This is a genomic window from Providencia sp. PROV182 (assembly GCF_028480325.1).
Taxonomy (GTDB): domain Bacteria; phylum Pseudomonadota; class Gammaproteobacteria; order Enterobacterales; family Enterobacteriaceae; genus Providencia; species Providencia hangzhouensis.
The window spans coordinates 109,867-135,391 of sequence record NZ_JAMPOL010000024.1; the positions used below are offsets into that span (position 1 = coordinate 109,867).

Annotated in this window: 21 protein-coding genes and 1 pseudogene; 9 read left to right on the forward strand and 13 right to left on the reverse strand. The window is 40.3% G+C overall.

Annotated elements, in window-relative coordinates; translation table 11 throughout:
• Positions 1–6: 6 nt before the first annotated feature.
• Both PR834_RS17070 and PR834_RS17075 read right to left on the reverse strand, forming a co-directional pair.
• Positions 7–483, reverse strand: coding sequence for a cyclophilin-like fold protein (locus PR834_RS17070; RefSeq protein WP_272536802.1), 477 nt, complete (start codon positions 481–483; stop codon positions 7–9).
• A gap of 1 nt (position 484) precedes the next feature.
• On the reverse strand, positions 485–1,687 hold the full coding sequence (locus PR834_RS17075; RefSeq protein ID WP_272536803.1) for an MFS transporter: 1,203 nt from the start codon (positions 1,685–1,687) through the stop codon (positions 485–487).
• Between the two features lie 111 nt (positions 1,688–1,798).
• On the opposite strand from PR834_RS17075, the gene PR834_RS17080 reads away from it, so the two are divergent.
• The gene (locus PR834_RS17080) at positions 1,799–2,695 is read left to right on the forward strand and encodes a LysR family transcriptional regulator (RefSeq protein ID WP_153673300.1); all 897 of its coding nucleotides are present in this window, start codon (positions 1,799–1,801) and stop codon (positions 2,693–2,695) included.
• Between the two features lie 68 nt (positions 2,696–2,763).
• Here PR834_RS17080 and rhuM read toward each other — a convergent pair.
• The 7 genes and pseudogenes from rhuM to PR834_RS17115 all read right to left on the reverse strand — a co-directional run.
• Positions 2,764–3,027, reverse strand: a pseudogene (gene rhuM / locus PR834_RS17085) (RhuM family protein); the annotation flags it as partial.
• A 155-nt stretch (positions 3,028–3,182) separates the two neighbouring features.
• Entirely contained in the window at positions 3,183–4,274 is a 1,092-nt protein-coding gene (locus tag PR834_RS17090) for a nucleotidyl transferase AbiEii/AbiGii toxin family protein (protein WP_272536804.1), read from the reverse strand.
• Positions 4,243–4,662 carry a DUF6088 family protein gene (locus PR834_RS17095; RefSeq protein WP_272525064.1) on the reverse strand — a complete coding sequence of 140 codons (420 nt, stop codon included), beginning with the start codon at positions 4,660–4,662 and terminating at the stop codon, positions 4,243–4,245. Before PR834_RS17095 ends, PR834_RS17090 begins: the two co-directional genes overlap by 32 nt.
• A gap of 204 nt (positions 4,663–4,866) precedes the next feature.
• On the reverse strand, positions 4,867–5,058 hold the full coding sequence (locus PR834_RS17100) for a hypothetical protein (RefSeq protein ID WP_196724704.1): 192 nt from the start codon (positions 5,056–5,058) through the stop codon (positions 4,867–4,869).
• 746 nt (positions 5,059–5,804) lie between these two features.
• Complete coding sequence (locus PR834_RS17105; protein ID WP_272525065.1) at positions 5,805–6,566, reverse strand: hypothetical protein; 762 nt, start codon at positions 6,564–6,566, stop codon at positions 5,805–5,807.
• A 3-nt stretch (positions 6,567–6,569) separates the two neighbouring features.
• Positions 6,570–7,796 (reverse strand): AAA family ATPase, encoded by a 1,227-nt coding sequence (locus tag PR834_RS17110; protein WP_196724702.1) that lies wholly within the window; start codon positions 7,794–7,796, stop codon positions 6,570–6,572.
• A gap of 557 nt (positions 7,797–8,353) precedes the next feature.
• Entirely contained in the window at positions 8,354–10,576 is a 2,223-nt protein-coding gene (locus PR834_RS17115; protein ID WP_272536805.1) for a primase-helicase zinc-binding domain-containing protein, read from the reverse strand.
• 256 nt (positions 10,577–10,832) lie between these two features.
• Here PR834_RS17115 and PR834_RS17120 point away from each other — a divergent pair, with 256 nt between their 5' ends.
• Positions 10,833–11,156 carry a type II toxin-antitoxin system RelE/ParE family toxin gene (locus PR834_RS17120; RefSeq protein ID WP_262960592.1) on the forward strand — a complete coding sequence of 108 codons (324 nt, stop codon included), beginning with the start codon at positions 10,833–10,835 and terminating at the stop codon, positions 11,154–11,156.
• A complete protein-coding gene (locus PR834_RS17125) occupies positions 11,149–11,313 on the forward strand; it encodes a hypothetical protein (RefSeq protein ID WP_272525068.1) in 165 nt (54 codons plus the stop codon). The genes PR834_RS17120 and PR834_RS17125 overlap by 8 nt, the downstream gene beginning before the upstream one ends.
• Positions 11,314–11,672: 359 nt before the next feature.
• Here the strand turns inward: PR834_RS17125 and PR834_RS17130 are convergent, their stop codons facing one another.
• The 4 genes from PR834_RS17130 to PR834_RS17145 all read right to left on the reverse strand — a co-directional run bounded on the left by PR834_RS17130 (position 11,673) and on the right by PR834_RS17145 (position 15,309).
• A complete protein-coding gene (locus PR834_RS17130) occupies positions 11,673–12,509 on the reverse strand; it encodes a DUF932 domain-containing protein (RefSeq protein ID WP_272536806.1) in 837 nt (278 codons plus the stop codon).
• A gap of 89 nt (positions 12,510–12,598) precedes the next feature.
• Entirely contained in the window at positions 12,599–13,027 is a 429-nt protein-coding gene (locus tag PR834_RS17135; protein ID WP_272536807.1) for an antirestriction protein, read from the reverse strand.
• Between the two features lie 68 nt (positions 13,028–13,095).
• The gene (locus tag PR834_RS17140) at positions 13,096–13,983 is read right to left on the reverse strand and encodes a GTPase family protein (protein ID WP_272536808.1); all 888 of its coding nucleotides are present in this window, start codon (positions 13,981–13,983) and stop codon (positions 13,096–13,098) included.
• 117 nt (positions 13,984–14,100) lie between these two features.
• On the reverse strand, positions 14,101–15,309 hold the full coding sequence (locus PR834_RS17145; RefSeq protein WP_272536809.1) for a hypothetical protein: 1,209 nt from the start codon (positions 15,307–15,309) through the stop codon (positions 14,101–14,103).
• A gap of 1,002 nt (positions 15,310–16,311) precedes the next feature.
• On the opposite strand from PR834_RS17145, the gene PR834_RS17150 reads away from it, so the two are divergent.
• From PR834_RS17150 to PR834_RS17175, 6 genes are all read left to right on the forward strand, one after another.
• Positions 16,312–16,911 carry an inovirus-type Gp2 protein gene (locus tag PR834_RS17150; RefSeq protein ID WP_272536810.1) on the forward strand — a complete coding sequence of 200 codons (600 nt, stop codon included), beginning with the start codon at positions 16,312–16,314 and terminating at the stop codon, positions 16,909–16,911.
• 230 nt (positions 16,912–17,141) lie between these two features.
• Positions 17,142–17,378, forward strand: coding sequence for a helix-turn-helix transcriptional regulator (locus tag PR834_RS17155; RefSeq protein ID WP_272536811.1), 237 nt, complete (start codon positions 17,142–17,144; stop codon positions 17,376–17,378).
• Between the two features lie 475 nt (positions 17,379–17,853).
• Positions 17,854–18,024, forward strand: coding sequence for a ribbon-helix-helix protein, CopG family (locus PR834_RS17160; RefSeq protein WP_272536812.1), 171 nt, complete (start codon positions 17,854–17,856; stop codon positions 18,022–18,024).
• Between the two features lie 16 nt (positions 18,025–18,040).
• Entirely contained in the window at positions 18,041–21,166 is a 3,126-nt protein-coding gene (locus PR834_RS17165; protein WP_272536813.1) for an anti-phage-associated DUF499 domain-containing protein, read from the forward strand.
• An 81-nt stretch (positions 21,167–21,247) separates the two neighbouring features.
• Positions 21,248–22,294 carry an anti-phage-associated DUF3780 domain-containing protein gene (locus tag PR834_RS17170; RefSeq protein ID WP_272536814.1) on the forward strand — a complete coding sequence of 349 codons (1,047 nt, stop codon included), beginning with the start codon at positions 21,248–21,250 and terminating at the stop codon, positions 22,292–22,294.
• A gap of 119 nt (positions 22,295–22,413) precedes the next feature.
• Positions 22,414–25,434, forward strand: a complete 3,021-nt coding sequence (locus PR834_RS17175) for an anti-phage-associated DUF1156 domain-containing protein (RefSeq protein WP_272536815.1) — start codon at positions 22,414–22,416, stop codon at positions 25,432–25,434.
• Positions 25,435–25,525 lie beyond the last annotated feature (91 nt).

A 25,525-nucleotide genomic window follows, 5' to 3' on the forward strand; every position in this document is an offset into this window, starting at 1 on the left:
CCTCTTTTAGTTATTTCTTTGGATAAGCTCTATCACAGCTTGTTTTGGTGATGTAAATTGTAGATATTCCAGCCCATCGGTTATTTTTCCTAATTTAAATAACCCTGAGGAGTAACTAAATGGTTGATAAAAAATAGCAATATTTCCCCAAGGGGCATAATAAGTAATATCCCCAATCTCTGGCACGATCCCACTAGATGAATTGCGAGTTAGTAGTTTTCGGGGAAGATAAGTGATTTTTTCTGTGGATGAATAATCTGCTAACTCAACAGTGAGCGGTAATAAACTGATAAAATCACGCGTCATTTCTGAATCTTTTAATTCTGCCTTGATTATTTGCGTATCAAGACGAATTTCGATTAAATACACTTTAGGTTCTATTGGTAAACTACGTGCCAATAATGGCTGGCTGATGCAGGCAAATACCAACAGAAAATAAAAATTTAATGGGGTAAGCCTATTTTTAAATAATAGATTCAACATATTATTTTTCCTTTTCAGCCTTTGCTGTGCATTGAACAAGTATTGCTGCGACTACAAGAAATAACGCACTGACTGCAAAGGTACTTTCATAGCCCATCAAATCAAATATTATGCCTCCCACCGAAGCGCCGCAGGCAATGGAAAGTTGGATCACAGCAACCATCAATCCCCCTCCTGCTTCTGCACTATTTGAAAATATTCGAGGTATCCAACTCCACCAACCAACAGGCGCCGCAGTCGCGATAAAACCCCAAATACTCAATAATACGATGGAAGTAAGACTGGAATAGCCAAAGAAAATAAGTGATACCGCAATACTGGCCATCAATAGTGGAATGGCGATTAATGTTTGATAGAACCCTATTTTTAATACACGATTAATCAGTAGAGTTCCGATAAATCCCGTAATACCAATAAGTAACAAACTAAATGTCACCATCGAAATATCGACTTTTACGACGGTCTCAAGAAAAGGGCGTACATAGGTAAATAAGGTAAATTGCCCCATAAAAAATAACCCGATAGCAAGCATACCCAGTGTGATAACGCGGTATTTAAAGAAGCTAAAAATACTGAAAATCTGAGGCGTATTTTGATGAATGTTCGGATCAGTTGGCATTGAGGGTAAACTCACCCACAACCACAAAATAGTTGCAATCGCGATAGGCACCAAGCCTAAAAATGCCCCTCTCCATCCAATAGTTGAGCCCAGATAAGCTCCTAAAGGTGCAGCAATAACCGTTGCTAGCGCATTGCCGCTATTGAAAATAGCCAGTGCCTTAGGAACTTGATCTATCGGCACAAGGCGCATTGCTATCGCAGCAGACATAGACCAAAAACCACCAACAACAACACCGATTAGCGCACGGCCAACCATATAAATATAATAATTAGAGGCCAAGGCAATCATTACACCTGACACTCCCATTAAGACAGTAAGCCCTAGTAATAAGGTTTTACGATTTAAATTATGAGTAAGTGCAGAAATAAATAAGCTCGTTATGACAGCAAATATTCCTGAGATAGTAATACCTTGTCCCGCCATTCCTTCTGTCACCTGAAAATCAAGCGCTAACGGTGTTAACAAGCTCACAGGCATAAATTCTGAGGCTATCAATACAAAAACACATAGCGTCATGGCAAAAACTGCACTCCAGTTCGCTCTTTCAGGAAAATTTCGCTCTTGAAAAATGGCATTATCCATCGGTTATATTCGCCTATGTACCTACGATATTTAATGGACATCATCATGGCATACAGGTAATAATTTAATTAGTGGGTATAATCTTTATGAACTTGTGAGAAAAATTCATTAATGATGAAAGGTAAAATGAATGACTTGCACGCTTTTCTTATCGTTGCTCAAGAGCAAAGTTTTACAAAAGCGGCCGCAAGACTCGGTGTGACGCCTTCGGCATTAAGCCATACAATACGACTTTTGGAAGAACGCTTAGGGATTCGACTTCTCGCAAGAACAACCCGAAATGTTTCAGTAACAGAGGCTGGCGCACAGCTAATGAATGCCATCCGACCATTATTTGAACAGATTGATATTGAACTTAATGCATTAAGTGAGTTAAGAGACAGCCCTAGAGGGACTATTCGCTTAAGTTGTACCGATGACCAAATAGAAATTTATATTCGACCAATATTGAATAACTTTTTACAAAAATACCCTGATATCACAATAGAAATATATGTGGATTATGGTTTTACAAATATTGTTGAAGAGCGTTTCGATGCTGGAATTCGAATTGGCGATGATATCAATAAAGACATGATAGCAGTTCGCATAGGACCAGATTGGCGCTTAATTGCTGTCGCTTCACCAGAATATTTTAAGCGATACCCTAAGCCTTTATTTCCTAAAGACTTATCTGATCATCAATGTATCAATATTCGCCATCGTGCAGCAGGGGCTATTTATGCGTGGGAATTTAAACAAGATGGTCATATAACAAGTATAAAGGTGGATGGGCAACTCGTTTTCAATAGTACATTGCACCAGTTAAATGCAGCGCTGGACGGAATGGGAATAGCCTATATTCCAGAACATTTAGCCGAGCCTTATATTGCCAAGGGGAAGTTACAGGCTGTATTAATCGATTATAGCCCTTACTTTGAAGGTTTTCACCTGTATTACCCAAACCGTCGACAGTCCTCACCCGCTTTTATGGCTTTTGTAGAAGCGATACGGTATCGAACAAAGTAGTCGCATTTGCTGAGTTGGATAAATAGCAGTGCCCCCATTAATGCCCCCAGATTGGTTTTTTAGTGGTAGGCTTTTTTGCTAATCCCACCAGCACATTGCAAAACTTCACGGCCGTTGAAACTTAAAAACTGATCCAGCTTGGTATCCCAATCCTGTAAGAAAACTTGCTTACGACGCAGTGCTTGGTCTTCTGCAAAATCTAACCACATATTGACGATACGGTTTAATTCTTTCAGTTCATTTTCTCGAAGATAGTTCTTCGCGATCGTAACATCGGTTTTATACACCTCATCAAATTTATAGCTGGTTAAGCCCATATCCAGCTGACTGGCTTTGAGCTTCACTGTGGGGGCATCCAAAAAATAGGGAAAAATTATGCCCCCAATTTTGCCCCCAAATTTTTTTGGTTGGTTTTACTGTGCAAAATAGGAGGCAAACACTGGTGGAAAATAGCAATGAAATAATTAACCTTATAACTATCAAAAGTTTATTTACTAGCTAATTGCTGTAATAAATGTTCTGCAACCTCAATAAAACTTTTAGATGCCTCTTCATATGAATGTGGCTCTTGAGAATAGACCAGTGGGCTTAATTTTGTTTTATATAATTGGCTTAGCAACTGCCCTTTATCATCCTCACTGTCTTTGATCACTTTTAAGCATTTACTTAATACTCTGTGAGGGCTATCTACAAACGCTTTAAATTGCCAAGCGTATTCTTCTAAGTCAGTATTAACTGTATATTCAAACATGCCTGCTGCTGTATGGATAGCGTTTGGATGGATAGTATGAATACGCCAAACATCATAAATATGCCTTACTAACGCCTCATCGAATTCAGATTGTTTGACACCCTCACAATACATTGCAAATCGTCTTAAAAGTGATAACACTTTTTCAGCAAGCGTTTCTGCAATATTAATACACTCGATATCAAAATCAGGGTAATTATTGCCTTTTATTAATTGCTGATAGAGATAATTAATCTTTAATTTTTTAGTCTCTAAATTAATGGGGCGATTTATCAGTTCAACCTTAATGCAGCTACGCAAAGGGTTAGCTCCCCCGCTACTGAAGTGCCCTTTATAGCTTAAATCAACATTATAATGGCGATGTTTATCATTAATTTCTGGATTTCCACCTGCTTTATCTGTGAGGTAGAAGCCAAGAACCTCAAGGTTTTTAGTAAGTTGATGATGGATATCTTTTAGCCGTGCTTTATCTGAAGGGAATTCTCTTTTTAATTTATAATTAGAAGGGACACCTTGAAGAATAACTTTTATATCAATATCTTCTGACATTCGGTTAATTAAATTATAAGCCTTCGATAAGCAAGTACCACCAGCAAAAACAAACCTAACAGGTAATTTTATATTGATAGGGTCATTTGGCACTTTTTTGCTTCTAGGATCATGCCCTTTCAACTGAGCTTCATGCACAATATGCAAGCTTGCCAAAACACGCAGAGCATCTGTTACATGGACATCTTTTTCTGCAACAAATGCAGGTAGCCCATTCAATAACCCTGCAGCCTCTGCATCTTGAATATCAGCAATTTGGTCTTCCGTAATTTTTTTCATATTGAACATTTCTACCTGAAACAGTGATGTTTCGAGATATTTTCCTTCCTGGAGTTCGAATTTGTAGCTGCATTGGGATTTGAGTCGTTTTACCTGCGTTATAATCCTTTAAAGCCTGTCCTTGAGTTACTTGAATATTAAGCTTTTGAAAGGTTTCTTCCACAACTGACTCAAATGGTGCTGCTACCGTCCTTTTACCTGCAAATCGATTAAAACGAGTTTTCGCATAAACACCTAAACTCACTCGAATGATAATACCCTCTTCAACAAGCGCCGCTAGCACTTTGCCAATTTGTGATTTACTGCCTAGATGCTCTAATTCTGAACGTAAAATCACAGTACCTTTTCTGTTGGCAATGGAGCGCAACAGCTTCTGTTTTAAAAACATAGTCGACTCCTTTTAAAAATAGGTAAATATATTCTTATATTATCAAATTTTCCATTAAAAACAACACATTATTTTTATATAATAAGATAATAAATGAGCCTTAATATCCATGTATTTATCAGTTAGCTAGCCAGCGTCTTATCTGATTTTATTCAGCAAAAATACAACTGCTTAAGGCACCTTTCGATGCCTTAAAGTATATTTTCAGTTAACAATCTCTGTGGTTAGTGTGCTGTTTTCTTGTGAATAAGTTTGATGTAATAGGTCCAGCTGCTGCCATAACACAAAATTGAGAAGTTCTCTCACTTCTTGTGATTCAAGAGTAACAATGGCATAAATCAACGCTCGGCACTGGTCGATGATTTCTTCTAGAGTAAGAGGGGAATTATCGTACATTTCGCACCTCCTGATTAGATAGAAGTGCAGTGGTAGAACCTTTGAATGGGCTAAAAATTGTTATTGGTAAGGAGCAATTAGTCGTCGAGTCCATGATGACAACCTCTCTGTTGATGATTTAAGGGTCACCACCAAGAGACGCTAACCTAAAAGGGTGGTGAACTGAACGAGGTTAGCGTAACCGGTCAACAGAGAATCCGGTGCATCTTTCGATGCCCTCGTCCAGCCCACCATTGCTTTTCACAGGGTATAGCTGTACTCGCACATAATAACCGTTTTACGGTTGTGCCTCTATTGAATTTCGGGACGCTAATCCACGACAACGGATTTTGCCGCCGCAGAATTACTATATCTGGAGGGGGACTACTGTTCAATTGAACAGTAGTATATTCGGACAAACTTTGGCTATTGAAATATAAGATAAAACTATATTGTTTCACAGAGCTCCTCAAACCCTTTATTTACATAATATAATCCTGATTTATCATGTAACTCTTTAAATATATTGCATGCATTCCTATGGCAATTAATTGCACTTTCTTTATCCCTACTAATAATAATAGTTTCTTTACTTTGGTTATTGGAGTCTAAAAAAGATTTTAACAAGAATTGGATAATAAAATCCTCAGATGGAAAAGAGTAACCAATAAAAATAAGAATATCTGCAGATCTCAATTGATTTGAAGATTTAACAAAGGCATTTTTAAAATATTTATCACTATAATCTTGTTCATTAGATGGCAATATTATATTTGGTGCTTTTTTTCATTTTTAATAGATTCATAATCTATTTTAAAAATATCTCCATCTGCAATGACCTCAAAGCCACCATTTAATTTGTATAAACCAATACCGCCAGCCTTAGGGCATTGTAATACATCATCAATCATAACAGGCATACCGCGTAAAATAGACCTTTTAGGTGATATTTTATTCAAAACTTTGTCTATGACAATATCATAATTAGTTGTTATTACATCCAAACCATTAAAAGAGCTTATTTCATTGAAAAAACTTACGATACCAGTCTTATTTTTATTTAATCTTCCCGTACCATTTAGCTTTAGTTCATTAGGTTTAACGATTCTTTTAAATTTATTTTTGATATAACTTTTTATCTCATTTTCCAAGAGAGAAACAGTATGTTTATCTAAATGTGATGGAAGTAAGCTTGGATACCTTTTATAAACATCAATCATGTATTTAAAACTTTTAAATACCTTTGCTTTATCCTCATCTTTTGCACTATTTTCTGCCCACTTTAAATTCAAACTATCAAACAAAGAAAAAAAATTATATTCGTCTTTATTTTCTTCCGCTTCTTCATCTGAAATAGAAAACAATTGGTTACTTAATGGATAGTCGTTATCCCAAGCTTTAGAAAAGCCAGCCCCTAAAAATACACAAACCCTTTTTTCCTGACATTTTAACCTGATATCCTCAAAAGAAGATAATTCAAGATTTACTGTAGTACTAGGCGTGCCATCAAAATCAAAATCTTCTGACATAACTTAACCCTTTAAATTATCGTCTAAAAATGTAGGTAGTGATCCAAACTCACCTCTGAAATATTTAGCTGAAATCTTTGCATCTTTTCTGACTGAAAATTTAGAGGCATTTATAATTTCAGATGATTTATCTTCATTTTTATAGATAATATTTAGCTCATCTCTACGGATACAGTCATCTAAAAGCGAAAGATTATGGGTTGAAAAAACAAATTGAACATTATCAAGTTGGCAAACATCATGGATAACTTTTTTTAATATACTATTTGCTAATAAATGATGAATGGATGAATCTATTTCATCGATATATAGTGTAAACTTATTGCTATGACTCCACAATAAAACAGCCATGAAACCCAATATATTTAGGGTGCCACGAGAAAAAAAACTACTTCTTCGGTCAAGACCAACAGAAACAAATTTAGAGCTGTCATGATGATTATTTATTCTGTATACAAAACGACATTTACCTTCATCGCCTTGCGGCTGAAAACTGACAGAGTCAATATAAATAGGGCAAAGTTTTATATACTTATTATATTCATTTAAAAATTGATTAAACCTACTTTCACTTCCATTTTCTAGCTCATCTTGCAATCGTTCTTCAATAAAATTAATTGCCTGATTTGAATAATCATTAGGAATATATGGTAGTTGACGAATTGCCCATAAACTAATTGCTATCAATTCAAAAACTTCTAACGACTTACTAAATGTGATAATAGCCCCACTATCTTTTAGTATTGGATTAATAAGACCTTCTTGCTTTTTATACTCTTGCTTAACAAACTCAACATTATTTAATTCTCGTTTAAATACACAAGATTCTTTAGCCCCTTTTCTTACAGGCCTAGAATATAAGTATTCTGAAGTTACTTTGGAATTTAATACTGAAATTCCATATCTTAAAAATAAAGTTTTCTCTTCATTAATGATAATTACTTCATAAGATGTAGGCTTTTCTCGTGACTCTTGACTAAAAATGTATGGCTGATGTAATTCATTCAGTTTATCCTGACGAATTGCATTAGCAAAACTAGTAATAGCTGTTAATAATTGGCTTTTACCTGTTCCATTTCCACCAATGATTGCAGCAACTTTATTAATTCTTAAGCCATTATCAAGTTCCACAACATGCTCTGGATACTCATCACCTTGAGATGAAACAAAACTAAGGCTTTGCTTATCCCTAAAACTTTTATAGTTTTCTATCGTAAACTGTATAAGCATATGAAACCTCTATTTTTGTGAAAAAAATGCAAAAATCGCATAGTTAGATGCTAAACCAGCTTCTAACTAGATTCAAGTGATTACAGCTTGTTCAAGCGAAAATTGATATATTTAAGAGTGTTTATTTATATTAGATTTAGACATACTTTAACGATTAAGATTAAAACCAGTTGCTTTGTTATTATATAAGTCCATCATATTCTATTGTTTACCACCTCTTAACGCCTCACTCTCCCCACACTATTCATCCTCTCCACCACCTCAGCAAAACACACTCACAACCCCCACCAGCACTGACATTCGCAGCTCTGAATATTTGCCCCACAACTCTTCATCAACTATTCAAGTGTTCAGTCTTAGCCACCAGCCCTAGTGAATGAACCACCATGAATACTTACTGAACAGTTAAAGGAAAACTATTCAGTAAATATTTTCATTAAATTTCAAACAATTAAATTAATTCTGAACACAATGAACAGAGAAAATCTAGATAACCGTTACTTAGGTAATGGAGAATGAGATAATGCCAACGCAGGCAACCAATCATTGGCCGTCTCTCATAAATCCATGTTGTAACGAAATCCTTTATCTGTCTTCGCCTTTTTATATTCCGCGCCAAATTCTTTCATCACTTTGGGAAAATCTTTACCAAACCTTGTGAGAGAAAGTGAATATTGATGACCGTAAGCTTCCATATATGCTAAATAAGCATGATAAAGATAAACGCGAGGGGCTCGAGGGGAAATGGCTAAAGTCCCCATATACATGCCTACAGCTTCCCCCAGCTCAACAATATGCGCACAAAAACCATAAAGTGGGTCAGCCTCCCGCTTCACGCCCATTGCTTCGACCGAATCACGCTGATCAATCAATAGCTGTTTTGCTTGTTCCTGGTCATGAAACTCCGCTAATAAGGCGCGAATAATTACAGGTAACTCGTTAGCAATTTTCTCTCCAATAAGCGGAGCTTTTTCTGATTCTTTTACTGGATGGTTAAATGCAAAAATTACACGTCGTCGTGCTATACCACCTTGGCGTTCACTAAAATTCATCGGCTCATTATTTGTTGCCAGTACAACAGCCGTCAGCACTGTACTAAATTGCTTCTCATATTTACCATCAATTTCGACAAGGTCACCACCTGTAATTGCTTTGATGCCAGCGCCTTCCCCCACATATTTAACCTGATCGGGCAGTGTAATTAAGCTCTTACCGACAAACTGTGCTCGTCCTCTAGCTTGATCCAGCGTAGCCATATTTCCTGATGCTGTATTTTGCTGGCCAGCTAATAAAGTTGCTATATGCGTAAAAATTGATTTTCCGCTACCACCTTCCCCAGTGACTTCGATAAATAGCTGCCAATCAAAACGATTAGACAAAATCATAAATAATGCTGCTTTGATACGAGATGCTTTTAACTCATCATGGTTTGCTACATGGTTTAACCAGCGAGTAAAATGAGGAGCATGCGGTGTAAGGTTTTCATTGGAGTTTGGGTTAGTAAAATAAATACCATTATGGTTTTGAAGCCAATCAGCTGCTTGATGAGCTCTAAATACTTTTAAACTTAAATCATAAACTCCATTCTTAAAACCAATCAAGTATCTAGGCTGCTCAGACATCATTGGTATTTGCAATTTCATCGCTTCAATCGCATTTCTGATCCCTGATGGCGAGTATGGCGTTTCATTTTGATTGAAAATCATCACCAGCTCCCGTCTTAACATATTATCTGGTAGTTTTTGCCAGCACTCACCATCATAGTGATACACCATCTCACTCTCTGGCTGAATTGCTATTTCTCCATAATGTTCCGCAAGTAATTGTCCCCTCTGGCTGGCAGCCATTTGGGATAATGCAGGGTGCAATGCTTTAGATTTGGAGACGTTAGCTTGTTCTTGTGGTTGATAAAGGCCTTGATAAAAATTGTTTTGTACCTGGTCAATACTCACTTGTTGGCGGTAATCATCCCAATCGGCTTTATAGACAGTAGGTGCTAACGTAACCCACCCATTTACCGCTCTCGCCGCTTTTTCTGCAGCAAGTAATCCAGTATTAGCTTTACCCGTTGAGCTTACATCGTTATCTGCAGCAATAATGATTTTTGCTGCAGGCCACTGCGCTCGAAATCCACTAGCAACTGATAACAAATTACCTGCATCAATCGCTGCGATAACCACAACATCGCCTAAAAATAATGACAAACTTTTTGCTGTTGCATACCCTTCAGTTAACACAACAGTGTCCGCTTTATCAGGTAGAACCGCTAAAGAAATAAAAGACCCTTTTTTCTTGGTACCTGACAATAATTTTTTTGTACCATCCGGTTGGATGATCTGAGCTCCAGTGATCATACCAATTGTATTTCGTAGTGTTAGTAATACAGACCCATCCGGCAGAACCGGCAGTTTATGACCGAGTAGCCCTTTATCAATAAGGTAACGTGATTCCGCTTGGATTGTCTTTGTAATCAATCGAGAGAGATTTGTTTCTACCGGTGTGCTTGATATGCCTAAAATCTTAGCGACTAGTTCCGCTGATTCCCTTAACGAGCAATGCCGAACATTTTTAACAAGGTCTAACCCATCGCCAGATTGAGGCTCGCATTGATTACAGAACCACGTTCCAGCGCCTTTAAGGTCATCAAAGCGAAATCTATCTTTTCCACCACAAGCAGGACAAGGTGAATGCCGTTTACTGTGATGAATCCCTAATGTATCTAATATAAAACCCCATTTCCCACGAGCTTGAGCTGCAACATCCCCAATAAAATGACTCATAAACATTCCTTTTGCGCTCAAAATTGGCCAATAAATTCCATTTTCTCTTTTAACTGCATACCAAATAATTAAATGCAGATAATCTGAATTTGCCAGTCGGCTATTGATACAAGTAAAAATACTTATACACTCAGAATATCCACCTGTTCTCTACTCCTCGGTGGCCAAACGTCCCCGATACCATCAAAATTATCGGGGCGTTCTTATAAAGCTTCTATTAATGGAGGAAAATAACGCTCCTGTTATTTTTTAGCCTATGACATATAGCATTGAATATTACGATAATGATGTAATTTCCTTTCTTCTTGCTCAGCCAGCTCACTTGCAAGCTAACTTTATCCATATAACGAATCGTATGATGCGTTACGGAATCACGATGGCAGACACATCCCATAGGCATTATGACGAAGTTTTCGAACTTCATTTCTTTGAACCTAAAGGCTTGAATAGAGTCATCTTTATGGCTCAAATAGATAAAAAAATCATAATGTTGCATATCGTAGTACAAAAAACGCTTTTTATGCCTTGGAAAGAAAAAGGAAAAGCAGCCCAGCGAATGAAGGAGCTTAAATTTGGATAATGAACATAAACTGACAGACCTTACACATGAGCAACTTATTGAGCTCATGCTACAAAACCCTTCAGTACAAGAAGAATATGAACGGTTAACCCCCCTCCATCGGTCATTTTATAGGGGGTTACCATTGGCCTTAAGGCCGCTACCTGACTGGCTTTGAGCTTCATTGTGGGGGCATCCAAAAAATAGGGAAAAATTATGCCCCCAATTTTGCCCCCAAACAGGGGTATAAACCAGTAAACAAGGGGAGAATCAGACAGACTTCGAAGTGATTAATCTTGTTGATTTAAAAGGAAAATATAGACTTTGAGAGAAATTCAGAAACTGCGTTTGGCGGAGATCACAGGAATCGCATATAGATATAAAAAACATGATTTAAAAGGAAATTATTAATATGGATAAATAACTAACCCCCAAATGCACCCCCAAGACAAAAATCATACCTAAATTCATAATCTGATTAAGAGGCTAATGAGTGGGTTATTAACGAGATAATTATACCCCCTAATGACCCTTCTGTTAAATAGTTTGCCGTCCATCAAAATGCTCATACATCTTTTCAGTCATCACCCACAGCGCCTTATTCAATTTAATATCCCCATCAATACCATTCACTGAACGAGTGCGAGCTCGCTTACCTTTAGAGTTCCGACCAGACAATCCTCCCTTAATTAAATTCTCCTGCAACCGTTGATATACTGTCCATAGATCATCTTTCTTATCTTCCCAACGACGAGGCTGCAATACTTGTTCTTCGGTAATAGGTTGATGTTCCTCACCAAAGCGATACGTCAACGCCGCATGTGCTAAAGCTTGCTGTGCTGGTGGAGGTAACATGAGAGATTGCATCTGTTCGCGTTTTTCAGCTACCGTATCAAAGGTTTCTAGCACCTCATAAGCTCCTTCAATTACCTTCCCAACGACATCACCTTTGTGCGGCACACGCACTTCACCAAACGTATCTCCGCAAACTAAACCATTTTGGCATACTGCTCTAAATAACCCCGGCAACATTTGATAACTGCTTGAGCCATCATGGCTATTCAAGAGAATAATTTCAGGAACTTGTATTCCAGTAATTTGGTCATGGCGTCGAAGCCGTAACATATGCTTGGTGTGCTCTCGACGACTGGTATCACGTACACGAGTCTGACAAGCAAAGAACGGATAAAAACCTTCTTTTTGAAGGCTATCGAGTAAGGTAATGGTTGGAATGTAAGTATATCGCTCACTTCTAGATTCGTGTTTTTCTTCAGAGAAAACACTCGGTACAGTACAAAACAGTTCTTCAATAGTTAACGGGCGGTCGCGACGAATGCTATTCGCTGCACCAAAGCGAGACGCTAAACGAGTCATAATGAATTTCCTTTGATATCAATGATCAATAGAATGAGTTAATAGATTGGCTGGTGGAACTCATAGTTGGGAATGATGGATGGATTTATTTAGTCGATAAGATGAAATATTTCTGCACTTTCAGCATGTTGCATAGCATAGTCACGAAGTTGATAAAATCGTTCAACCATCACTTCACTTTCGGTTTTAAATGACCAAAGACTGAAAACAATCAAGCAAATAGCGACCCCAGCAGCTTCAGGGCTCATGGTGGCTTCATTCCCATTGTGTGGGTTAAACAGGGTTAATTCCTTTTCTGCCAACATAGGGTAGATAAATGCCCCTTGATTGGATAACTGACAAAACTCCCAGAATGCACCTTGATAGTCATCACAAAAGGTATCCATTAAATGAAATATCTGACCTTCTAACTTTATCCATAACGGTACGGTATGAAAATGTTGATACCAAAAGTTATCACGATGAGATGAGGGAACCGTTTTGTATGTGATAGGTGAAGCTTGGTGTAATGTAGGCATAATTCAATTCCTGATAGTGGGAACAAAAAACGCGAGACAAAGCTCGCGTCTGTAAAAGGTGAGTAACATTAGAATAACCACCGCCAAAGAGAAACCGCTACCGAAACGAGCCGCTCTCTGACGTGATTCATGACCTGCTTAATGGGCTTTGGGACAGGTAAAACCTCGATCAATTCTTCTATCAAGCCACCGACGGTATGACCAAAGTCTTGTTTAGCTGAAGAAATCACCGTTTCAGAGCAATAGTCTGTTTTCAATTGCCTTGCAATGGCACTACTTGCCTGTGCGGGGAGTGCATTTATTAATATTTCAGCCAATTTATCCAACTGGTAGTTTTCATTAGCTGAAATGATCGCAACAGGATGGATAGGATTAAAGGCTTGTTGCACCTGACTGACTTTTTCCATTAGATGTTGCTGCTGTTTCTCTGATGGCTGTTGCTGGTGGATATCCCACTCACGGCAAGGCTCTATTTTGTCCGCTTGGTTCAGAACAAAGAGAAATCGTTCAGGGGAATAATGACAATGCTCGACCAAGTATTGATAGAAGGCTTCATCCGCTGACCATGCTCTATCATCGGCTTTAAGGATCCAAAGAATAAAATCTAACTCCGGTAGCACAGCCTGATAAAGTTGTTGATATTCCTTGTCGTAATCGCGTGATTCCCCCACACCGGGAAAATCAATAAAGGTAATATCACGGCCTGACAATGAAAGCGTATACCGCTGGGCTGAACGGGTACACCCACTCACAGCACTGACAGGGCATAAGGTTGATTGGAACAAGGCATTACACAGACTGGATTTACCGACACCTGTTTTTCCCATTAAACCAATGCTGGGCGAGTAGTGGATAAGTTCAGTGAGTTTGTGTTGTAGTTGGTGTTTTATGGTGGTCGGGAGGGGAGCAAGCACAGCCTCAAACGGTGAGGCTGTAAAGGGTTGGTTCTTGTTCATAATGACTTCCTTTTGCAAGTTAAAGGATAAATACCTTTGTGTTTCAAGGAAGTAATATATATCTGATTTTATTTACATTTTTAAATGCAGATAATTTATTAGTGTTAATTTACGATGTTAGACCTTTTCGGTTGTACCCTTTTTCTCTTTTGATGATAGATAATAAACTTTTCCTTTAGTAAAATGGTTGACTTCAGGTACTTTAATGAACTGTTTAGCAACACTGAGTAAATAATTTTTATGGCACTCCATTGAATGCATAATTTTTTTGACTCGTTTAAGTTGTTCATTGAATTGTGCAACGAGTTCAGGCCGGTCAGCATACTGTCTTTTATTTCTAGAAAGTTCTCTTTCGAGTCTTGAGTAATCAAATTTACTGCTTATTTGTGCAAAAGGAGTGATCGCATTTCGATAGTTTAATTCAAAATGGTATTCAATATTTTTAGCTTCATCATACACACAACGATCATGCCAATCATCCTCCATCATCGTATCGTCTTCCCCCGGCATTTCAGATAAACTATCTTGAAATAGGATATAATCGACTCGACAATCATATTCCGTTAGCAAACACCACTCACGTACTATATCTCGTAAGTAAAAATCAGAAAAATCATTATCTTCAAAGTAAAAATTAACATGCAAATATGGTGTGATGTCATCACGTAATAAAACCAAACGATCGAAAGCGACAACATGCTGATAAGCACTACGCTTTCCTATTTTTTTTATGAGCTCACTAAATTTTTCTGTTAAATAAGAAATAGCCTCTCTTAATATAGAATATGATAACTGATACTTGTTTTCTTGATTATCAAAAAAAACATCACGAGAGAATGTTAAATGCAGTGGAAGTATAGCAACACTTTTTTCTTGTGCTTTGACTTCATCATAGTGCGTGCAGAATTTCTTATAAATTTCTTCTTTTTCTTTTAAGGCTCTTTTCATCTCGGTTCGGACATCACCTGTTATTGGACGATGAAATTGGTGAGCATTTTGAGTAGAATTACACCATTCCAACTGATTAATATAATCAATTCTCCTTTGCTTATCAGAGATACGAAACCTTTTATCCATTCTTGGCGTAGTCTTTTCTATAATGTATTTTAAAGGGACATCCTTAGCGTCTTGTAACATTGCCTCGAACAACCAATCTTTCGGTTTTAACGATTCATTATCACTATTCTGTGATCCCTCATCTATGGGAACAAAACCAATAAAAGAATAATTATTTTTAATTTCACCATAAGTGGCGGAATCAGATGATTTCCATCCATCACTATCTCGTAATTTCAGTGCTCGAATATCCTTAAATATTTTACTCATCGCTTACCCCTTTTTGAAAACAGTTTATGGTCAAAATGATAACTCTTTCTGTTTGTCCTTAAGGTAAATATACAAAAAGGTACAGGTAAAAAGTAGGTTTTTTTTATGGGAGTGAACGCTAAGTTTGATGGATTTAAAGTGTTAAAACAAAGAGAATCAATGAGATAAATCATGGGGGTGAACTCCCCCTAAAAACACGAGACGTAACTAAAAAACATCTAATAACACGACAATAGATAACGTTCATGGGGTAGGAATTCTATCATGATGTCACTTCATCAAACAATGTATCGACAGAGAGTTAAACGATACAACATGCAATCCCAATTAAATTTCGACTTAACGGTATGCTTTAAATTACATGAAGTACATGAACACGACTACTTATAAAACATTGTTGATGATAATGACAATGCGCTTATCATACATCGAAAAAAACGATAAATTCAAGTAACCTCAATCATCGTTCACAAATGGCAAGGTGAATAGAAAACAATAGGAGAGCGCATTTACTCTGTAGCCCCCACAGTTCATTTTTTTATTGTAAAATCACCGATATTCAATGGTAAAAAATGATACTGACAGTAGTCACATCGGCAGACTATCAACATTTTTTATAAAGCGTTTAGGTTATTAATATTATTATAAAGAAGAATATTACAATGACTAAACAATCTATTGCGTGATACATCCTTTAATTGTGACCCTTTAGTGTTACTTAATCATATTTTCTCACCGAAGAGCCTTGTTAAATTATCGTGATGTCGATAGGCATACACGAAGTGAATAATTCAACATTGAACACCCCATCAACCACGCCCCGAATAATCGTACTCCTAACCCTTCCCCTTTAGGGTTAAAAATAGAAACCAACCTAGGGGCGTATTCTCCATAACGATATCCCAACAATGAATATAGATAAAATCTTTATCCCATTCTGATACTGAAAAATTTACAGCTAGCACTTATCCGTTGAACCTACTTAACAACGGAGTTAATCAGATGAACACAGTATCTCGCTATACCCCTATCCCACATTTACAACAGGCCTTGTACCAACACCAATCCGACTTATTCCAACGCTATTCCAAAATACTGATGATACGTACCGATTTCCACTGGCGAGAAAAAACCGATCGTTATCGCTACGGCGATATTCACCAATTAGCCACAGACATGACCCTTCTCATGTTACAACTCTCAGAAGTCTCTGGCATCATTGGTCATGCATGGGTGATTGAAAATGGCCTAGATAGAGGATTACATTCCCATGCGGTGATTTATGTGAATGGTCAGCAGCATCGTAAGAAATGGGCATTCTATGAACGAATGAATCAACTCTGGAAGATAATCACTGAGGGTGAAGGCTATCTCTACCATTGCCCCGATAAACAAGACTATCAGGCATCAATTCGTTTTCCTGTGGATTATCGTCATGAGGCAGGTAGAGCAGACATGCGATACGTAGTGAATTATTTAGCCAAATCAGAACAAAAGGGAGATAAACCGGTTTACGCCCTCTCAACGTTATCATCCTACAAACCAACAGGGCGTTCTCGTCACCGTAAACGCCGCTCATCCCGTTCTAAACAAACGGAGTAGAAAATATCAGTTAGATAAGTTAAACCTCGTAGAATGGCTATCGTGAGCTTTAAAGGGGGATCATGAATGTTGGTATTATAATGTTGCTTGCACGATGAACGCTCAACAACTGAAACAAACCTAATGGGAAAAAATAATTTACAGCCCCGCGTTATCGTTTGAAGGATTCATACCGCATTCATTAACCCTTTTCGAATCCTTCTCCTTTTCACTTTTAGGAGAAACAAACGATGACCAACACCATTACTAATACTAATCAAACCAATGACTCAATCTTCAATGACTTACTGATTGACATGAAATTTATCACCCAATACACAGGGTTAACCGATAAATGGTTTTATAAGCTGATACAGAAAGGTGAGTTTCCCAAACCCATTAAGTTAGGACGTAGCTCTCGTTGGTTGAAGAGTGAGGTTGAGACTTGGATGCTCGCGCGTATTGATGAGTCAAGAGGTGTACAATAGGCCATCATGCTCATTAGCTTCTTTCATGCGTTATATTCCCTTCAGTTTAATCATACCCATCAATGTCCATTGGCTCATCGGTATCAATAACATCATAGCCATCACATTCCTTTTCTGAATAGCGATAAATGCTTTTGGCATCATTCGGACATTATGTAACAATCAAATCATCTAATGCCTCCTATTATCGATGGATGAATCGAGGCAGACCTCTTTGAATTGATACAGGATATATACCCTTTCTACTTGAACCTGCAGCGGTGTTGGCTGCATTCGTTCACCCCAATCACATAGCATGTCTATGCTCATGGGGATTCACTCATTTGCCGCCTACCTGCAACTTCAAGTGGTTTGGGTATAACTATGACAAGCTGTCCCTATATCGTGAATGTTATCCTTATTGATTACAATGCTATAATGCTATAATGCTATAATGCTATATGCAGTACATTTGCAAACATTCTGAGGGAGTGTAATGGCTACGACCAAAACGACGACACTTACCATCCGAGTCACTCCAGACTTAAAGAGTGCGTTGAGAGCTGCTGCACAAGCAGAACATCGTTCTATAGCGAACATGATAGAAGTTCTTATACGCAAGTATTGTGAGAAAAATGGTATAGCTATAGAGCAAGATTCAGAATAACGCGGGGACGTGAAGTATGATCAAGACAGTTAAACAGGCGTGTCGTTTTAATCCTATTATTCAGGATTACCGAATGAGCCAGGGAATTGAGAACCTAGCCGATCTCATTAACGACGCCGGTGATGGTAAAGAGTTCTTCTCTCGCAATTATGTGACTCACGGCATGGAGCAGCTCTTCCGAGAGGGTATGCTTCGCCTATCGGGCAAATCAGATCAGGCAGTGTTTGAACTAACACAAGCCATGGGCGGTGGTAAAACCCACATGATGATTGCACTAGGCTTGCTAGCAAAACATGCCCACTTACGTCCGAATGTATTACCTGATGATTTGAGCGAACGACTCGATTTTGGCAATGCTCGAATTGCTGCTTTTAATGGTCGTAATAACCCCGACAACTACATCTGGGGCGAAATTGCTACTCAACTAGGTGAAGCAGAGAAAATAAAACCTCATTGGATCAACGGACCTAAATCAGTTGACCAGCAAAAATGGAAAGAGATCATCGGTGATACTCCCACGCTGATTATGATCGACGAGTTGCCACCTTACCTCGATAACGCCAGCACCCAGGTCTATGGTTCAGGCACCTTGGCTAATATGGTGGTTTACAGTCTAAGCACGCTGATGAGTGCAGCACTTGAGCTGCCTAACTGCTGTATCGTCATTGCCAACCTATCTGGCAGCTATGGTGCGCAAACCAAAACACTAAAAGAAGCTATTTCTAATCTGCAGCAAGAAACCCGCAGGCAGTCGATGACCATTACCCCGGTGCAACTGTCAGGTAATGAAATTTATGAAATTTTAAAAAAGCGTCTTATTGATGAACTTCCGGATGAGCAAACCATCAGCGATGTCGCTGAGGAATATGCGCAGCAAGTAAAGAAAGCGGAAGACGGTGGCTACATCATTGCATCCAGCATCGAGCAAATTGCCGAACAGGTGAGAGAGACCTATCCCTTCCACCCGTCGTTCAAGCACTTGGTTGCGCTCTTTAAAGAAAATGAAGGCTTCCGTCAAACACGCGGCTTGATGCAGTTTACCGCTCGCCTGCTGAAAAGCGTCGAGCAACGCCAAACAGATGACGTATTCCTAGTAGGCACTCAGCATCTAGACCTAAATGACGAACAAGTTAAAGACGAGATTGAACGTATCTCGCCAAAACTGATTCCAGCTGTTACTCGAGATATTGCAGATAAAGGTGATTCCATTGCGGAAAGCATCGATGCCGAACAAAGCAACGATGCCGCCAGTCAATTAATGACACTGCTATTGGCATCTTCACTATCACGTGCTGTGGGAGGGCGCATTGGCCTGTCAGAAAGTGAAGTAATTGAATTCTTGGCTGCGCCTAACCGTAAAGCTGATGAATTCTTAGAAGCCCTTCAAAAGCTGCGTGAGCAAGCTTGGTACTTACACCGTGAAGACCAGCGTTTCTTTATTAAAGAAACCGAAAACCTCTCTCGCCAAATAGAGCGTAACGCTAAGGAAATTCCCCAGCCCAAAATTGATCAAGCTCTGATTAACCGGCTCAAGGGAATTCTTCAACCTAATCGGCGCAACGTTTATCAGGAAGTGCAGATTCTTCCGCGTATGGACGAACTCAAGTTGAGTGGTCCTCGTGTACTGATTGTGATAAAGCCAGATGGCAAAGTACCACCTAATGAACTCATCAACTTCTTCGAGTTCCAGCAAGAAAAAAACAATCTATTGGTGCTTACTGGCCAAGACAGCATCATGGCCGATGCGGTGGAAGAACGCTTGCGCGAGCTCTATGCTATTGAGCAGATAGAGAAACGTCTCAAGTCTGGCGACACTTTATTTGAAGAAGCTCGAGACCGACTCGAAGAAGCGGAAGGCCGCTTTACCAAGGCACTTTCCGCCGCTTACAACACCATTCTTTTCCCTGGTATAGATGAGATCGATGGCTCTGAACGACTGCTCAAAGTTACCATAGACAATGGTTTGAAAGTGGGTGAAGGTGATCAATCAGCTGAAGTGCAAATCGAAAACCTGATGGCTAACCCACGGGCTAACTACAAACTGGCCGCTGATCTGAAAGATGACTTCGGGCAGTACTTCGCTATGGCCGAATCTGAACTGTGGCCTTCTGGTGCGAACAACCGTCGCACCCCATGGAAAGATGTCGTCAACCGCGCCAAATGCAATCCGGGCTGGCCTTGGATGCCGGGTAGCGGTGGCATGGATACTTTAAAAACCGAGGCCCTGAAACAAGGTCGCTGGCGCTTGGGCGAAGACGGATATATTGAAAAAGGCCCATTCCCGAAAGAGAAAACCAGTGTCAACGTCTCGCTGTTGGGAACCAGCCCAGATACGGGAGAGTCGCTAATCAGCCTAACACCGCGTAATGCGGGTGAGAGTCCGGTTATCTATTACTCAACCAAACCTGAAGTTCTCGAGACCGACCCTAAGATTGACGATCTGGAAAACTTCAGCACTGCGGAAGGCACGCTGTATTTCAAGGTCGCCGATCCGACAGGAAAATACGAGACTGGACCAGCCATCCGCTGGGTGGCAGACCTTAAGGTGCGACACCAGATTGAACCATCCGCCGATAAGCGTAAGGTCACCCTACAGTGCACACCGAAAGCCGACATGTTCTACACGTTGGATGGTTCAAACCCCAAAGACGGGCAACACTACACCGCTCCGTTCGAAGTGGGTTCGGAAGCGGCCCGATTGCTGGTTTATGCAAAGTCAGGTGAAGCAACCAAAACAGCCGACTTCCAGATCCCACATAGCGGCGATAAAACAGTCCAGATTGATGACTCTAAGCCCGCGCGCCTGAACAGCGGCAAGCGTGTTCCACTGGATACAACGGACAAAGTCTTCACGGTTATTAACCGCTTTAAAGACCAGGCCAACACCCGTTTCAAAGGTGTACGTATCGAGATTGGCGAAGGTGAAAACACTGTGGGTATTCGCTTTGGCGAACGGCAGATCACCGCCGCTATGATCGAGGCGACCGTTAATAGCCTGCGCGATGTACTGAATGAAGCAGATGCCAATGTCTCAATTGCAGTCAGAGACGGTATCGATTTTGAGAACGGCTTTGAAGCAAAAGAGTTCGCCAAATTAGTTGGTATTGAGTTAAAACCTGGAGACATTGCTCAGGACGAGTAAGCGTCGCATTTGAGCGACACGTTTGAAGAAATAGAGGCAATAAATATGGCAAAGGCACCATCAAAGACAGGCAATACAGCGATGAAGCATGCGACGCTGGGCTTTGGTGTGCCCGCTACAAGCGATCCACATCACTTTAAAGTTATCATTCCCAAATCAAATAACGGTCAAGTGCAAATTAATGAATACTTAGGCTTACAAGCTCAAAGTGACGAGTTTGCCATGATTGAAAGGGTATTGCTTGATCGTTCCCGTTGGACAGCAATACGCTCAGAAGTCCAGCGTACATTTAATGTTAGGCTGAAAAGCTATGGCTTAAACACAAGCTCATGGCAAGTAGGAGAAAACGTCGTTGATCGCCTTTTGGGCAAAGAGCTATGTGTTCTAGCATGGGCCATTGAAGGAATGGATGTTGAAAATATTCCAGTTGCTGTGCGTAACTGGTTGGCATTAGTACCGGAAGAGCGCTGGTGGTTATTCGGTATGACAGCAAGAAGCACAGGATCTGCAGAAGACCGTGACGTCGGTTGGCGTATTGCACTGCGTCATGCCCTAGGTGATATTGTTCAGGCTGAACAGGTAGAATTTTCCCAAAGCAAAGGCACTAATTATTCTCGTGAAGTGACACAAGCAAAAGATATTAAAGAAACATCAGAAACCTATGGCAAGAAGCAACTCAATAATGGTTCTGACTTATTGCTTCATATCTCGTCTGAGAATGGCAACCCTTTGCTGCCATTAGCTCATGCAAGCACCAAACTTGACCAAGATGATTTAGCGATAGGCGAAGAAAACTTATTTCTGTTTGAAGCAAAGCATGCCAAAGCGATCGGACTTCCTGTTGGCAATAAGAGTAGCCCTGGATTTTTAGTGAAAAAGGGGTCTACCGCAAACATCGCAATGGCCAAATCATTACGTCCTGCTATTAGAGATTTACGTCAACAGATGCTTGAACAAGGAATATTGCTTCAACAAGGGGAAGTTTATTCTTTCTCACAAGATTATTTGTTCAAAAGCCCCAGCGCTGCCGCTTGTGTAATAGCTGGTAATCCGCGCAGCGGCATGGATGCATGGAAAGATTTGCAAGGCCATAGCCTAAAAGATTTAGGCTATGGCAAAAAGGCCTGAATAACCGCCGTTGCAATAGCTAGAAAACACTTTTGGCTTTTGAAGAATATAAAATTAAACGAAAAACAGCGGGAGCAAAAAATCAGCATTTGCTCAGTATGTTTGGAGACGAATATTAAATGACAGAACTAACACCATTCGCACTCAAGGATGCGCCCGCACTCATTGAAGCGGTCTATCCCGCGCAGAAAATATCATTCGAAGCGCAAAAAGAACGCAAAGCCAATCTTGGTCAAACGCTAACAGGTTTGGGGTCCTACTGGAAAGGTAGAAAACCGCTGATCCTTGTTCGCTCCGTGGTGCTCGGCACGCTGCTGCCTCAAACCGAAGACACTGAAAAAGATCTCGAAATATTCGAGATGCTAATGGGCTTTGATATCGAAAGCCTCGCTAAGCGCGCGCTCATTCAAAATGACATTAAACCCGCAGAATTCGCTGCACGAATTCAGCTGCACAATCCTTGGGATTATTTTAGTCACAACGTCAAAGTTACCGACGATAGTTTCAACGAAATCGATACTCTGCAATTTCCCATCAATAGTGATGCGCTCGGTTTAAAGCTGCGCTGGCGTCGCGACATTGAAGAGAACGAAAAGCTTGCACTTTATCGTGACTATTTAGAAACGATCGAAGGCTACGAGGTAAAGGCAAGTCTTTGTAAAAGACCGGAAGAAGTAGATCAGGAGTGGCTCTATGGACACATTTGGTCCAGCGTCAATCGACATTATCAAAGCCTCAGGATTAAGGCCAGATCACATCAAGAACTGATAGAGCAGCTTGGTCAACTTCGCTATGGGCACCGTCCCAAAGTAGCCGATACTTTTAGTGGTGGTGGCTCTATTCCGTTTGAAGCAGCCAGATTGGGATGCGATGTATATGCATCTGATTTAAATCCAGTTGCATTGATGCTGACATGGGGTGCGTTGGAGGTAATCGGAGGCTCGCCATCTCAGAAAGAAGAAATAGAAAAGCTACAAGCTGAAATTGCAAAAGAGGTAGATGAGAAAATCCAGGCTTTAGGAATAGAAACCGATGAGGAAGGGAATCGTGCTAAAGCCTATTTGTATTGCTTAGAGGCAAAATGTCCTGAAACAGGTTGGATGATCCCCCTTTCTCCGAGTTGGGTGGTCTCAAAAAATCGAAAAGTTGTCGCAATATTAAAGCCTAATTATGGGCAACAAAGATTCGATATTGAGCTACAGGAAGCTTCATCAGCGGCAGAGCTAGATGAACTTGACAATCCAACCATCATTGATGGTGTCATGACTTACAAGCTCGATGGAAAGACCTATAAGACACCGATCAAGACTCTTAGAGGTGACTATAGGGATGCAGGAATAACAAAAAACAACCTCAGGCAGTGGATTAAAGAAGATTTCAAACCAAGCGCAGATGACATATTGCAAGAAAGGCTGTACGCGATCCACTGGATAACGAAAGAAAGTGTTCACAGCCCACGCCAAACAACTTATTTTAAAGCTGTTACAGATCAAGATTTAGAAAGGGAACAGCAAGTCGAGAAAATTATTTCAGAAAATATCTCTACTTGGCAATTGAATGGCCTAATTCCGGATATGGAGATTGAGCCAGGTGATAAAACAGCTGAGCCAATCCGAACCAGAGGTTGGACTCACTGGCATCACATGTATATGCCACGGCACTTGCTCATCAACGCAATATACCGCGAAGTGATCAAAGGAAGAAATGAGGCATATTTCAGCATATTGTTATGCAGAATACTGAACGTAGAGTCAAAAATGTCCAGGTGGTCACCTGCAATCGGCCACGACCTAGCGTTGGACGTCTTCTACAATATGGCTTTGAATACTTTTTATAACTATGGTTGCCGAGCATCTATTTCAGCTTTCAGAGATTTATTCGAGGCGAGCATAGCCAAGGAAGAAAATATAAAGTCACATTTTGAAATACAGAGCCATGAGGCAAAAGATATCGATGTAAATAACGATATTTATATCACTGACCCCCCTTATGCAGATGCCGTTCATTATCACGAAATCACCGAATATTTCATCGCATGGCTACGTAAGAATCCACCCAAACCATTTGATGAATGGACTTGGGATTCACGTCGCGCCTTAGCCATTAAAGGCTCTGGTGACGACTTCCGCAAAGGCATGGTCAAGGCTTATAAGGCCATGGCTGACCATATGCCCGACAACGGCATGCAATGCGTGATGTTCACCCACCAGGATACCGGCGTTTGGTCGGACATGATCGGTATTTTCTGGGCATCCGGATTGCAGGTTGTTGGTGCATGGTATATCGCCACTGAAACCAGTACCGAGCTGAAAAAAGGCGGTTATGTACAAGGTACAGTGATACTGATGCTGCGTAAGCGTCCTGCCGGCGAAAACGCGGGCTTTAAACAGCGACTTCTCCCCGCTGTGCGCGCGGAAGTAAAGCGCCAGATCGAAACAATGATGCACCTGAACGACGAGGTGAAAGACAAGCTGGGCGAGCCAGTCTTTAACGATTCTGACCTGCAAATGGCCGGTTATGCGGCGGCTCTCAAAGTGCTGACATCCTATACCCATATTGGCGGTGAAGATGTCACCAGCTTTGCCCTGCGGCCACGCACCAAAGGTGAAGTGACGGTTGTCGATGAGATCGTGCAACAAGCCGCTGAAGCCGCAAACAGCTTGCTGGTTCCAGAAGGCTTGTCGGCCGATACCTGGCAAAAGATCAACGGTATTCAGCGCTTCTATTTGCGCATGATGGACATTGAAACCACCGGTGCCTCCAAACTCGACAACTACCAGAACTTTGCCAAAGCCTTCCGCGTTGAAGATTACAACCGGGTGATGGGCAATATGACCGCCAACAAGGCGCAGTTGAAGCGGATCCCTGAGTTTGCCTCACGCGACCTGACGGATAGCACAGAAATCGGCTCAACTTGGCTGGGTCATCTGATTATTGGGTTGCAACAAGTGCTCAATGAAAAAGAGGTACAGACGGTTATCAGTCAGTTACAAGCTGACTTGCCAGACTTTATGGAGGTCCGACCAATACTGATCGACATGTTGATATTTATTGAGAAAAAGGCTCCCGAAAAAGCCACCCGCGATGCCGCAGAAGTGTTAGGTGCGCGTTTGAAGAATATGCGTGCCTTAGGTCAGTAATAAATTGGCCTGCAAAAGGTGTCAGCAAAGATGAGAAGCAAATGAAACGATTAGTTGAGTAACTACTGGGTATAAAGAAAAGTATGGAGAT